The sequence below is a fragment of the Marinobacter salinus genome (genome assembly GCF_001854125.1).
GTDB lineage: Bacteria > Pseudomonadota > Gammaproteobacteria > Pseudomonadales > Oleiphilaceae > Marinobacter > Marinobacter salinus.
Genome location: NZ_CP017715.1, coordinates 1668921 through 1682317 on the forward strand (window position 1 = coordinate 1668921; position 13397 = coordinate 1682317).

12 protein-coding genes are annotated in these 13397 nt (G+C 52.8%); all 12 read right to left on the reverse strand.

Features of this window, described 5'->3' with window-relative positions; translation table 11 throughout:
* Positions 1 to 123: 123 nt before the first annotated feature.
* A complete protein-coding gene (locus BKP64_RS07645; RefSeq protein ID WP_070968115.1) occupies positions 124 to 687 on the reverse strand; it encodes a hypothetical protein in 564 nt (187 codons plus the stop codon).
* Between the two features lie 116 nt (positions 688 to 803).
* Positions 804 to 2375 carry a transposase gene (locus BKP64_RS07650; protein ID WP_070968112.1) on the reverse strand — a complete coding sequence of 524 codons (1572 nt, stop codon included), beginning with the start codon at positions 2373 to 2375 and terminating at the stop codon, positions 804 to 806.
* Positions 2376 to 2534: 159 nt separating this feature from the next.
* Positions 2535 to 3326: a hypothetical protein gene (locus BKP64_RS07655; protein WP_070968118.1), complete on the reverse strand. Its 792-nt coding sequence runs from the start codon at positions 3324 to 3326 to the stop codon at positions 2535 to 2537.
* Positions 3327 to 3556: 230 nt separating this feature from the next.
* Entirely contained in the window at positions 3557 to 3976 is a 420-nt protein-coding gene (locus BKP64_RS07660) for a hypothetical protein (protein WP_070968122.1), read from the reverse strand.
* A gap of 437 nt (positions 3977 to 4413) precedes the next feature.
* A complete protein-coding gene (locus BKP64_RS19755; RefSeq protein WP_418287592.1) occupies positions 4414 to 4782 on the reverse strand; it encodes a SecDF P1 head subdomain-containing protein in 369 nt (122 codons plus the stop codon).
* 200 nt (positions 4783 to 4982) lie between these two features.
* Positions 4983 to 6554 (reverse strand): IS1182 family transposase, encoded by a 1572-nt coding sequence (locus BKP64_RS07670; RefSeq protein WP_070968127.1) that lies wholly within the window; start codon positions 6552 to 6554, stop codon positions 4983 to 4985.
* A gap of 154 nt (positions 6555 to 6708) precedes the next feature.
* Positions 6709 to 8379 (reverse strand): ATP-dependent nuclease, encoded by a 1671-nt coding sequence (locus tag BKP64_RS07675; RefSeq protein WP_070968130.1) that lies wholly within the window; start codon positions 8377 to 8379, stop codon positions 6709 to 6711.
* Between the two features lie 220 nt (positions 8380 to 8599).
* Positions 8600 to 10171 (reverse strand): transposase, encoded by a 1572-nt coding sequence (locus tag BKP64_RS07680; RefSeq protein ID WP_070968112.1) that lies wholly within the window; start codon positions 10169 to 10171, stop codon positions 8600 to 8602.
* Positions 10172 to 10332: 161 nt separating this feature from the next.
* Positions 10333 to 10665: a hypothetical protein gene (locus BKP64_RS07685; protein ID WP_070968133.1), complete on the reverse strand. Its 333-nt coding sequence runs from the start codon at positions 10663 to 10665 to the stop codon at positions 10333 to 10335.
* A 113-nt stretch (positions 10666 to 10778) separates the two neighbouring features.
* A complete protein-coding gene (locus BKP64_RS07690; RefSeq protein ID WP_198402661.1) occupies positions 10779 to 11084 on the reverse strand; it encodes a hypothetical protein in 306 nt (101 codons plus the stop codon).
* Positions 11085 to 11249: 165 nt separating this feature from the next.
* Positions 11250 to 12575 (reverse strand): group II intron reverse transcriptase/maturase, encoded by a 1326-nt coding sequence (ltrA, locus tag BKP64_RS07695; protein ID WP_070973602.1) that lies wholly within the window; start codon positions 12573 to 12575, stop codon positions 11250 to 11252.
* Positions 12576 to 13095: 520 nt separating this feature from the next.
* Positions 13096 to 13317 (reverse strand): hypothetical protein, encoded by a 222-nt coding sequence (locus BKP64_RS07700; RefSeq protein ID WP_070968138.1) that lies wholly within the window; start codon positions 13315 to 13317, stop codon positions 13096 to 13098.
* Positions 13318 to 13397: the final 80 nt, after the last annotated feature.

The following is a 13397-nucleotide window of genomic DNA, read 5'->3' on the forward strand; positions in this document are numbered from 1 at the left end:
CTGATCCTACCAAACCGGGGTGGAGATTTCGGGGTTTTTCTACAGCCTCAACGCCTGCAGCATGCGCGCCCACGTAATGGAGCCGGAGGCGCAATGTAGTGGGCGTCGCCGTGACTGCACTTGTTATAAATTTTCCAGGAGCTCCTCCGCATAGCCAATGTCAGTTTGCCAATCTTCGATCGCTGCATCTCCGAAGCCCGCCAAGCTTTCACCCCAATGAATTAAAAGGCTGTCAATGGCACCATCGATTAGAGCACTGGCAACTCGCAGATCGGCCTGATAAGACTCCAGTTCCCGCTTCATACTCGACCGAGTCTGGGCGTCCCTCATATTCAAAACCTTATCTTGGTGCCAGTAGCCGTGGACCAAGTTGTTCCGGAGTTCAAGGGCTGACCTAAGGCTCTTCGAATCCTCGCTTGTGAAAAGCTTCAAGTCTTTTGCATGCTTTATTAATTTTCCGAGGGTCGGCTTTTTTCCCACAGCAGGGCGTTGAAGTATTTTCAGGAGCAAGAGTAAACCATATTCCAAATGCTGCGCTTGAAAACACGCTGCCCCATACGCCTCGAAAAGAGGTGCTAGATCTTCATACGGTATATCCATGACCCACCGATTTATAACGAGGCTGTAGAAAAACCCGATTGCGAGTCGCTCCCAGCGCCTGGTTCCTAAAATTTTTGTCGCAGCCATCAGCTAGCCGATTATTGCCATTGCGATGTTCAGCCATCAGTTTCGGCCCGTTGACGGTCTTAGTGCCGGTATTACTAGCATTCAGCGGCCACATTTCTGGCCTTCCACCCTCGGCATTACGCCGCTAACCGCCCGTAATTCGCTAACTTCTCAATATTGTGCACCAGGCAGTACAGCTGCCACTGGCCCTGCACCTTCTTCTTGCCTCGCAAGCTGAAACGGTTCAGTCGCTTCGTGGTACCAATGTTGCCAAATACCGGCTCTACCACCGACATCCGGTGACTGTATATTTCCTTGCCCTGCGGACTGTCCACCCGGTGTTTCATCCAGTCGGTGTAGTTTGGCAGGCGCTTGTTTTCGATGGTAAACGAGACCTGTCTTCCGGAGCCTTTGCGATGGTTGGCGGACGCGGGGTTCTGCATACACTGATGCTTCTTCGGGCAGTGCCGGCATTGCAGCAAACGCCCTTCGAAATGCACCCGCATTTTGCCATTCTCGGCTTCGCGTGTGGCTTGGTAGCTGATGGAATTACCTGCCGGGCAGATGCACGTCATGGTTACCGGATCGAACTGGAACTCACTGGCCGGGATGGTCTGCTTCCAGCCTGTATCCGGCAGATTCTGATGACGCTTGCCGTATTTGTCTTTCTGGTTCTGGAACTTCGGATCCCGGCTGCGGAACCGATTGTCTGGCACGTAGCCGTTGATCTGTCGTTCGTGCAGGTACTTCATGTTGGCTTCGTTAGCGAAGCCGGTGTCGGCGGTGACGACCGTGCCTTGCTGGTAAATACTGTCAGCGATGCCCAGTTTCCGGAATCGGGATTCGACGGTTTCCAGTACCGGTTGCAGGGTGTGGTGTTCCTGGCCTTCGCCGAAGGCCTGGGCGTCGATGACGATCTGGTGTTTCTTATCCACCGTGGCTACGCCGTTATAGCCCTGGATCGTGCCTTTGCTGGTGGTCATCTTGGCACTTTCGTTGTCAGTCAGGTTGCTCTTCACTTCCTTGCTCCGCTTCCCACGGCCCATCCTTGGGCGGTTCGTCTTTAGGAAGCGGTCCACTTTGTTCATGGCTTCATCCAGCGAGAGGATGGTGTTTGCCCGACGGATATCCCGATCCAGTTCGGCTTCGGTCTCCGCCTCGTCCCGTTCGTAATGCTCCTTCAAGTGGTGGCGGATCAGTCGTCGCAGTTTCTCTCGCTTTTCGCCCAGTTCCTTAAAGGTGCCCGACCATTCTTTGGCGGCGTTGGAGGACATCTTGCAGCCGTCGATAGCGAAGAGTTCGTTGCCCAGCAATCCCTGTTCGTGGCACACCAGCAGTACCTGTTCGAACAGCTCTTCGATTTCCTCGGCATGGCTGCTGACGAACTTCGCCAGGGTGGTGAAGTGGGGAACCGTATCGCAGGACAAGGCTTTGAAGATGATGTTGGTCTCGCAGCACCACTGCATCTCACGGCTGGAGGTGATGCCCTTGGAATAGGCAAACAGAATGATCTTCAGCAGGATGGCCGGATCGTAGGCCAAACGGCCAGTGTCTTCGTTGCGGTATTTGGGATGGAAAACTGACAGGTCTAGCTTATGTTCGATCAGGTAGTGCACCGCGTATTCAAAGGTGCCGGGTTGAAGCTGTTCCTGGTAGTTGATCACGACCATGGCGTCCTGGTCGTAGTTGTAATGCTTGAAGCGGGGCATGCCAACAACTCCTTGTCCGTTTGCCTGATCCTACCAAACCGGGGTGGAGATTTCGGGGTTTTTCTACAGCCTCAACGCCGCCAGCATGCGCGGTTACGGAATGAAGGCGAAGGCGAAGGCGAAGCCGCAATGCAGTAGACGTCGCCGTGACTGGCTTTGTTATGCCTTCCAACCATGGTTATCCCCTCTGCCGATAGCTCTTCTGGTAAAGTCGCTGAGATCATCAATTTCATCAATCCATAGATCCAAGTTTCCATAGGCACCTTTAAACTCATCCCAAGACAAGGGGCTATCATCGAAACCCTCAAGACCTCTGGAGTAGTTAAAAATCCTCCCAATCAAAGCTTGCAACTCGCCCAATCGATAAAAGTATGACTTTATATTGTCTTTTATAACCAGAGTATTACTAACGGGCTGAAAGCTCTTACTCAAGCTATTGATTCGCGCGTGGTGAACTTGCAATCGCATCAAAATATATGAAAGGAATTGAGCTACTTCAGGTTCAGCTAAAGAAATACACTTGCTAAAAATCTCTCTATAGTTTTCTGGAAGACTAGGCACGGGGCGCTCCAAGGAAGTTTTACATTGATCCTGTTTGTCCTTCGCCCTATCCCAAGCTTCTTTGAGCAATTCTGCGCTTTGCTCAAAATATTCGGCCAGCTCACTGAGCGCCTCAGGAAGAAACGCTCTCGCTGCAATGAACTCCCTTTCACGCTGCTGATTCGCATGGTATTTCGAAATATTGAAAGCCACCATGCTTGATATAAACGCCAAAACACCAACATTTAACGTCTGCCAATCCATCCATGTTTCTTGCACGCCAGACCATTGGCCACCTGTCTCAAACCATGGGTAGACAATCATGCTAAAAAAGTAGAGAAAGACTGCCGGCGTACCAATCCAGTTAAGTACACCTATAAGTTTGTCACCTTTTACCCAACCTAAACGCAAACCGACGTTCCTTTTAGCTGACCAGTTCAGTGCATGGCATAGCGCTGAAGGCAGCGGCGCGTCTCACGCATCCGCTGACCTGACTTGTTAATGGCCGGTTACCCGGCGCTTTCCAGCGCCCCCAAGTTGAATGCCAACTCCCAGATACGCTGGATCAACCCACCGCATGGCGACAGGAACCATAACGCCGAATTGCCCCTCGACCGAAACGCCGGTCAATCCCCTTTTTTCTATTCGTATGCGGAAGAGTCGAACTCCAATCGCTCGAAGACCTTGTCGATCGCTTCGTTTGACGATTTCTTTTGTGACACGAACAGCATCAGAAGAAGCAAAAACAGTGGAGGCAAAAACACGCACAGAATGAACAGGAACAAATACCAGCGATTTGCCATGGTCTTGCCATCAATGTTCACTCGTGCTTTGTTGTCCTTGACCTGAACGCTCAAAGGCCCCCGAAGGGAAATTATCGGGGAGAGCATTTTGGTCCGGACGCGAAGATACACCTCGCGGAAATCCTTTTTCTTCTTTTTTTCATTCAGCTTGACCGTCTGGAACTCGCTTTTCAGAGCGTTTTGCACAAGAGCGTAGACCTCTTGTTCTGTTTTTGGAGCATCAAACTCCAAGGTTTTGGTCCTTGATTGATCCTTCATTAACCTCTCGCCTCACTTTGTTATCGTTATTTACCGTTGATCTTTTTCTACTTTCGAGCGCAGCCTGCGAACGCATGCCAGCATGCGCGGCTTTGTAGTGGAGGCGCAGCCGCAACAAAAAAGACGACGCCGTGCCTGGCCTTATTAGTGACCGGTTACCCGGCGGCTCATCTCTGGCACATAGTGCCGAATGCCCCCTGCTTTTAAGCTTGCACTTACCCTAGCCCATGGCGCGAGGAATCGGAACACGAAACTCACGGATTTTGCAGTGTTTTGCGGGGAGAAATTCTGAACGGTGGTAAACACTTGAAAGCAACTCCGCACTCTACTACCCGAAGCCTTGGCCATTAACGCGAAGCTAAGCGGCGGCCCGTCAGGGACGTCCGGTGGACGGCCGCCAGGCCGGTAACGTACTTGAGCGATTGGTTAGGCATTTTTCAGTTCACACCGCACGGAGCTGCGGGTAATTCTCCTACAAGAGTTCGCTGCCATGCTTTGGCAACCTCCTGGGAGCTGAACTTCCCACGTAAGGTTCCGCTAGGAACTGGCGTCCATATCGTCGCTCTCAAAAATACGCGACCACCGACAATAATTCGGCTCATTCTGCCAATGTTTGCATCAGTGAAACGCTCAAAACTTGTGGCGCTAACCTCTGTCAACTTTACGTGAACCGGCCATTCATTTTCGATCTGTGTACCTACTGCCGATTGCTGCACATAAGCTGAACACAGGTGAAAGTCTAGCTCAGTCTCTGCTAGTACGGCACCGGGGGTAACTAGCAAGAGGGTTGCGACCCATTTCATCATCACGATTACCTAACGAGGCTCTAGAAAAACCCGATTTCGAGTCGTTCCCAGCGCCTGGTTCTTAAAATTGTTTGCCGCGGCCATTAACTGACTGATGATTCCACTTTCGATGTTCAGCGAGTCGTTTCGGGTCTTTGCCGCTTCCAGTGCCGGTATTGCTGGCATCCAGGGACCATATTTCCCGCCTTCTGATCCCTGTTTCATGCCGCCAACCGCCCGTAATTCGCCAGTTTCTCAATATTGTGCACCAGGCAGTATAGCTGCCACTGGCCCTGCACCTTCTTTTTGCCCCGCAAACTGAAGCGATTGAGCCCCTTATTCGTGCCAATGTTGCCGAACACCGGTTCCACCACCGACATGCGGTGGCTGTAGATCTCTTTGCCCTGACGGCTGTCGACACGGTGTTTCATCCAGTCCGTGTAGTTGGGCAAGCGCTTGTTCTCAATGGTGAACGACACCTGTCGGCCAGACCCATTTCGGTGGTTAGCGGATGCAGGGTTCTGCATGCATTGGTGCTTCTTGGGACAGTGCCGACATTGCAGCAATCGACCTTCGAAGTGCACCCGGATATTGCCATTCTCCGCTTCCCGTTGGCCCCGGTAGGTAAGCTCTTGGCCAGTCGGGCAGATGCACGTCAGGTTGACCGGATCGAACTGGAATTCACTGGCCGGAATGATGTCTTTCCAACCCGTGGTTGGCTGGTTCTGGTGACGCTTGCCGTACTTGTCTTTCTGGTTCTGGAACTTCGGGTCGCGACTGCGGAATTTGTTGTCCGGCACGTAGCCATTGATCTGCCGTTCATGCAGGTATTTCATGTTCGCTTCGTTGGCGAAGCCGGTGTCGGCGGTAACAATGATGCCTTGCTGGTAGATGCTGTCGGCGATGCCCAGCTTCTTGAAGCGGGTTTCCACGCTCTCCAGCACCGGTTGCAGGGTGTGGTGTTCCTGGCCTTCGCCAAAGGCCTGGGCGTCGATGATGATCTGGTGTTTCTTGTCCACCGTGGCCACGCCGTTATAGCCCTGGATCGTGCCCTTGCTGGTGGTCATCTTGGCGCTTTCGTTATCGGTGATGTTGCTCTTCACTTCCTTGTTCCGTTTCCCCCGGCCCATCCTTGGGCGGTTCGTCTTTAGGAAGCGGTCGACTTTCCTGGCGGCCTCATCCAGGGACAGGATGGTCTTGGCTCGTCGGATGTCCCGGTCCAGTTCCGCTTCAGTCTCTGCCTCGTCCCGCTCGTAATGGGCCTTGAGGTGATGGCGAACCAGGCGTCGCAGCTTGGTTCGTTTCTCTTCCAGTTCCTTAAAGGTGCCGGACCATTCTTTGGCCGCATTCGACGACATCTTGCAGCCGTCGATGGCGAAGAGTTCGTTGCCCAGCAGGCCCTGGTCGTGGCAGACCAACAATACCTGCTCGAACAGCTCTTCGATCTCATCCGAGTGGCTGCTGACGAACTTGGCCAACGTGGTGAAGTGCGGAACAGTGTCGCAGGACAGGGCCTTGAAGATGATGTTGGTCTCGCAGCACCACTGCATCTCGCGACTGGAGGTGATGCCTTTGGAGTAGGCAAACAGGATGATCTTCAGCAGGATGGCCGGATCGTAGGCTAAGCGGCCGGTGTCTTCGTTGCGGTATTTTGGATGGAAAACTGACAGGTCCAGCTTGTGTTCGATCAGATAGTGCACTGCGTGTTCAAAGGTGCCGGGTTGAAGCTGTTCCTGGTAGTTGATCACGACCATGGCATCCTGGTCGTAGTTGTAATGCTTGAAGCGGGGCATGCCGACGACTCCTTGTCTGTTTGCCTGATCCTACCAAACCGAGGTGGAGATTTCGGGGTTTTTCTACAGCCTCAACGCCAGCCAGCATGCGCGGCTACGAAATGTAGGCGAAGCCGCAATGCAGTAGGCGTCGCGTGCCTGGCCTTGTTAGTTGCTATTTGGGAATGCCTTTTCTTCTTGGATTGAAGAACCACTTTGATATTTCCTCAATAAAACCCCATACATCACCTTCTTCAGGCTTAACATATTCCTCAGAATTTGGGTCTTCACCGATCTTTTCAAAGATTTCGACCAGCCAATTTGGTCCGTGCCCTCTTGCATTCAACCTTTTAAGCCACGATTCGAGCTCGCCATTGGGAACAACAAAAAGTCCATATTCTGATAGCTTTAGAAATAGATTTGATAGTGCTTCTTTGTCTTCCTCGTTAAGTATTTTTATTCCGCCTTCTCTTTTCATATCCTTACCGGAACCTTCAAACTTCTGCTTTATCGCCTGCCTCAGGCTCGCTAATGGTTGCCGTTCAATCTCTGGCAAGAATCCACAGTCGAGAAAACTTGTCCAAACACTTCCACCATCTTTAAGAACATCAATATCAACAATGCCTGCAACAGGAATCCCTAATTCACGCAGCGGCTTTATAATAGTTTTCACGGTTTGCTTGTTTTGCGCATGGAGAAATAAACAATTCGGAATTCCCTTTCCATCAGAATACCTTAGAAGACGGTCATTAATTTCTTGATAGAATGCCCTGTCCGCATCTGACTCCGTCACAACTACAAATTCATAAAACAAACCGCTGAGCACACCCGTCGAGCGTAAAAGAGGATTCCTCATCAACCTCAGAATTTCCTTGTTCGGCAGAATTCGAGATGTTGGAACGCCATCTCTATAAGTGAGGCGCACGATGTTAACTGGGGCTCCTGACTGAATGCAGCCCATCACAAAGTTTGGGCTATGAGTTGCGACGAAAAGTCGCTTATCAGAATGCGACATTATTCCAGAAACTTCTTTCCCCAGCTTAAAAGACAAAGAAGGGTGTAAAAAGGCTTCTGGCTCATCCATAAGAAGTACTGACGGGTCACCTGCAATCATTTCTGTAACCATTCCAGTGAAAGCTTTAACACCGTCACTTGCGTGGTTAATTAGAAGTGCTTTATTGTGAAATTTAACTGCTTCGTCATGAATTCCTCTCTCTTCCATGTGATCAGCAGGGGCAAACTCGGAAAGTCGCAAGTTAAGCTTTCCTAGATTTGTTGGGTCTACAACTAAATACTGCCCAAAAGCTTCGTATACTATCCTTCGTACCTCTTCTCTTTTGGTGTCATCCCGAAATAGCGTCTGAAAACTAGTTTGTGCAGGCTGCTGAAGATTTCCTGCTGGTTGCTCATTTACCAAATTGATTCGATTATTGCCGTTAAGAATCAGGGTGTTATATGCCAAGTACCACTGGCATGTATGGGTTGGTTGCTGATTAGGCGATTTAAGGGCCTGCTTTAGTGCTGGCAGATGCACTTGGTTTCGTGCGCCTCTCTTGCCGACAAAAATGTGCTCCGGCTGAACTGCCTCGCCAGGATTTGGCTTGAGCGTCACCTTATTAATCTTGGCATCTATTTCGTCTTCCCCAAATGGAGACAGCTCTATCGTATCAATGATTACGTTGTTGGTGTTTTTGTTTCCATTGCTGCAAAACTGATGTATTTCAGAGAGTATTTTGCTTTTCCCTGAATTGTTCGGGCCTACGAACACTGTGATAGGCATAGCAGTAATTGTTTCTGCACTAAGTCCCTCAGCTCGACCAAATTTCAGTTTTATATCTTTAATCATTTCGGAATACTCTGATTTCAAGGATGGCAACTAACGAGGCTGTAGAAAAACCCGATTGCGAGTCGCTCCCAGCGCCTGGTTCCTAAAATTTTTGTCGCAGCCATCAGCTAGCCGATTATTGCCATTGCGATGTTCAGCCATCAGTTTCGGCCCGTTGACGGTCTTAGTGCCGGTATTACTAGCATTCAGCGGCCACATTTCTGGCCTTCCACCCTCGGCATTACGCCGCTAACCGCCCGTAATTCGCTAACTTCTCAATATTGTGCACCAGGCAGTACAGCTGCCACTGGCCCTGCACCTTCTTCTTGCCTCGCAAGCTGAAACGGTTCAGTCGCTTCGTGGTACCAATGTTGCCAAATACCGGCTCTACCACCGACATCCGGTGACTGTATATTTCCTTGCCCTGCGGACTGTCCACCCGGTGTTTCATCCAGTCGGTGTAGTTTGGCAGGCGCTTGTTTTCGATGGTAAACGAGACCTGTCTTCCGGAGCCTTTGCGATGGTTGGCGGACGCGGGGTTCTGCATACACTGATGCTTCTTCGGGCAGTGCCGGCATTGCAGCAAACGCCCTTCGAAATGCACCCGCATTTTGCCATTCTCGGCTTCGCGTGTGGCTTGGTAGCTGATGGAATTACCTGCCGGGCAGATGCACGTCATGGTTACCGGATCGAACTGGAACTCACTGGCCGGGATGGTCTGCTTCCAGCCTGTATCCGGCAGATTCTGATGACGCTTGCCGTATTTGTCTTTCTGGTTCTGGAACTTCGGATCCCGGCTGCGGAACCGATTGTCTGGCACGTAGCCGTTGATCTGTCGTTCGTGCAGGTACTTCATGTTGGCTTCGTTAGCGAAGCCGGTGTCGGCGGTGACGACCGTGCCTTGCTGGTAAATACTGTCAGCGATGCCCAGTTTCCGGAATCGGGATTCGACGGTTTCCAGTACCGGTTGCAGGGTGTGGTGTTCCTGGCCTTCGCCGAAGGCCTGGGCGTCGATGACGATCTGGTGTTTCTTATCCACCGTGGCTACGCCGTTATAGCCCTGGATCGTGCCTTTGCTGGTGGTCATCTTGGCACTTTCGTTGTCAGTCAGGTTGCTCTTCACTTCCTTGCTCCGCTTCCCACGGCCCATCCTTGGGCGGTTCGTCTTTAGGAAGCGGTCCACTTTGTTCATGGCTTCATCCAGCGAGAGGATGGTGTTTGCCCGACGGATATCCCGATCCAGTTCGGCTTCGGTCTCCGCCTCGTCCCGTTCGTAATGCTCCTTCAAGTGGTGGCGGATCAGTCGTCGCAGTTTCTCTCGCTTTTCGCCCAGTTCCTTAAAGGTGCCCGACCATTCTTTGGCGGCGTTGGAGGACATCTTGCAGCCGTCGATAGCGAAGAGTTCGTTGCCCAGCAATCCCTGTTCGTGGCACACCAGCAGTACCTGTTCGAACAGCTCTTCGATTTCCTCGGCATGGCTGCTGACGAACTTCGCCAGGGTGGTGAAGTGGGGAACCGTATCGCAGGACAAGGCTTTGAAGATGATGTTGGTCTCGCAGCACCACTGCATCTCACGGCTGGAGGTGATGCCCTTGGAATAGGCAAACAGAATGATCTTCAGCAGGATGGCCGGATCGTAGGCCAAACGGCCAGTGTCTTCGTTGCGGTATTTGGGATGGAAAACTGACAGGTCTAGCTTATGTTCGATCAGGTAGTGCACCGCGTATTCAAAGGTGCCGGGTTGAAGCTGTTCCTGGTAGTTGATCACGACCATGGCGTCCTGGTCGTAGTTGTAATGCTTGAAGCGGGGCATGCCAACAACTCCTTGTCCGTTTGCCTGATCCTACCAAACCGGGGTGGAGATTTCGGGGTTTTTCTACAGCCTCAACGCTAGCCAGCATGCGCGGCTACGGAATGCAGGCGAAGCCGCAATGCAGTAGGCGTCGCGTGCCTGGCCTTGTTATAAGCTCTATGCTACTGAATTGAATCAATGATTTTGTTTCTCACAAGCTCAACTGAATCCTTATTATAGCCAGCAACCGCAACCATGAGCTTGCTTTGGGTAGGTGATATTTCTATACATTTCACTACAACACGGTTCGACTTTACGTTCCCGTATATTCCGTACTCATTCTCAACCTGGTTCTCCAGCCCCAGGACTTGCAGGGCATATGAGCTTTGTATCTCGCAAGCCTCTTTGGATTTGCTCAGGTCTTTAAACCATGACCAAAGCTCAGGCGGTTTTTCCCCAGCGATAGCAGATCCTGATAATAAAAACAGAAGAACTAAAACTTCCTTGTTGATCATGCGAATTTCCCTAGTGCTTATAACGCCAGCGCACAACGGCGCCCTTGTAATGGAGGCGCAGCCGCAATGAAAAGGGCGTCCGGCGGCCATCGGCCGCGTATTGATGCGCCTTGTTATATTTCGTCGTCCTCAATTGGACCACCAACCGTATCGAAAATCATTGTGTGGCATTCGACCGTAAACCACTCGTCGAACAATTTCAGGGTGAGCTTCCGGGGCCATAAATCAGGGTCGACGTACCACCCGCCAAGCTCGCTCTCAAATAGCGGGCGGAAGTTAGCTTTGACCCATTTTCTGAGTTGTTCAGGAGTGTCGGCCACTTCCTCGTCAATGAGGTAAACGGTACGTTCCTCGTTAACATCCTCTAGCGTGATTGCCGGGCCATCGGGGTTCGGATCAGCTTCGTTGATCCAGCGCACTGCGGGCTCTTTGTAGCGGAGGATTAAAGCTGACCTGTTGAGCAATTTTGAACTCCCTCAGAAATATATAATCGGGATAGGGGGGCACCTCACGATGCCCCTCCTCCCACATCACCGGGCATACGGATCACGTACCACGGCGATTCAGTGACTTGATTCAACCCTTTACCGTACTGCCAATTCCGGCAGTCCATAGCTCCGGAACAATCGGGCCGGTAAGGCTTGCCGCAGTGCCGGCGAATGACTCAACCGCCACGGGCCGTGGGCTGATTTCGCGGTGTTCCAGGCCAACCTGACCGAGACACCCCGCTTTCTCAGCTCACGATACCCCCTTCGCCCCCATTGCTTCCACACGTAACTTCTCAATCTCCGCCGTATCCACTTGTCCAGGTCCCGCAGCGGGCTCAGCACTTCGGCTTCGTCGAAGTACGCTTTCCAACCAAGCAGGGTCTCTTTCAGATCTGCGATCACCTGGGCCAGTGAGTGGCCCCGTGTTCGGCGGCTCAGTATCCGGATTTGGGTTTTCAGCTTGTCGAGGGCTTTGTTGGCCACTTTCAGTCGCTGTCCTTTCCGGCTGAGGGTGAAGCCCAGGAAGCTGCGCTTCCAGGGCCGGTCCACCGCACTCTTTCGTGTATTCACTGTGAGCCTCAGTGAGTCCTCGATAAAGCGCGTCAGACTCACCATCACCCGCTCACCAGCGCGGCGACTGCCAACATAGATCTGGCAGTCATCGGCGTAGCGGGCGAAGCGCAGGTTGCGCCGTTCCAGTTCCCAATCCAGTTCGTCCAGCACCACATTCGCCAACACCGGAGACAATGGCCCGCCTTGCGGTACGCCCTCGGGTGTCGGGGCTTTGCGGCTGTCGATCTGGACGCCTGCTTTCAAGTATCGGTTGATCAACCGGAGCAAGGGCTTGTCCGGCGTGTGCCGTTTCAGCCGTGCCATCAGGCGATCATGGTTTACCCGATCAAAGAAGGCTTCCAGGTCCAGATCCACCACCCAGCTGCGACCTTCCCGGGCGCAGCGCTGTCCGTATCGGACCGCTTGATGCGCAGAACGCCCAGGACGAAAACCGTAGCTGTTCGGATGAAAGCGGGGTTCCCAGTCCTGCTGGACAACTTGGGCAATCGTCTGCTGGATAAAGCGGTCCAGCACCGTTGGAATACCCAGAGGGCGGGAACCGCCGTTGGCTTTGGGGATGGTGACCCGCCGTACCGGTTTTGGTCGGTAGGTCTGCTGGAGCAGCTGTTGTCGAATCTCCGGCCAGTGTTGGCGCAGATAATCCGGCAGTTCATCCACGGTCATGCCGTCGACGCCCGGCGCTCCCTTGTTACGTCGAACCTGCTTCAGGGCGCGATTGAGGTTGTCCCTGCTCAACACACGCGCCATCCACGGTGAGGGTTGAACGGAGTGCGAGTCTTCCCGATTTCCGGAAACGGGTTCATCCCCTGGTTGCTCCAGGGGCAGCGCAAGCTGCTTTGCAGATGCCATCTCGTTTCCCTGCACGGACACTCGACTCCTGTCTCTGTTCGGGCCTTCGGTTCACGGGCGAACCTACTATGCCCTCGGCTGATTTCTGCCACGCGATCAGAGGCGATCGCTCGTCTCTCAGTGGGTCCGTCCACACATGGCAGACCTCCCGGGGTAAGGCACAGAGCTTTCACGGCGTAGACGCCCGATTTATAAAGCACACCCCAGTCGCAGAAGGAGGGCTTCGCGGTCACGTGCCCGCTCGCCCCGGATGTACCACACCTCGTATCGGGTTCCTGTTCGTCGCCCCGCCGCTTTGGATTGGGCTTCCTCCGGACCCCACCTCGCGATGACGCCCTTGCTCTTCTCCTAGCCTTCGGCTCTGCGAACACCTGGCAGGAGGACTTTCACCTCCCTAGTTCTGTGCCATGCCCGGCACACACGCCGGCCATAAGCGGCGCCCTGACAAGGGCGTCCGGTGGAGGGCCATCGGCCCGGAACAGACTTAATGGCCTTGTTATTGGGCTGCAAAGCACCTGGTTTACGGCTTGATGTAGCCATACTTGCCCGGGTTCTTAAAAATCGTTGCCACAGTTGCCACAGTTGCCACAGTTGCCATTGCCTCTTCCTTCGAAAGCTCTACACGTTGCAATAGAGCAATTGCTTGATCTTGATCGTGAGACAAAATGGCTGCATCAAACTCATCCATGATACCGACATGAAAGAGACGTTCATTGATGGTCATTCCGGCCAGTTTGCTCATAGTGATCGAGAAGCCCTATAACGCCCGGCTCATGCGCCGGTTTGGAGCCGCGAAGCGGCGGAAAACCGGTCGCTGTGCAG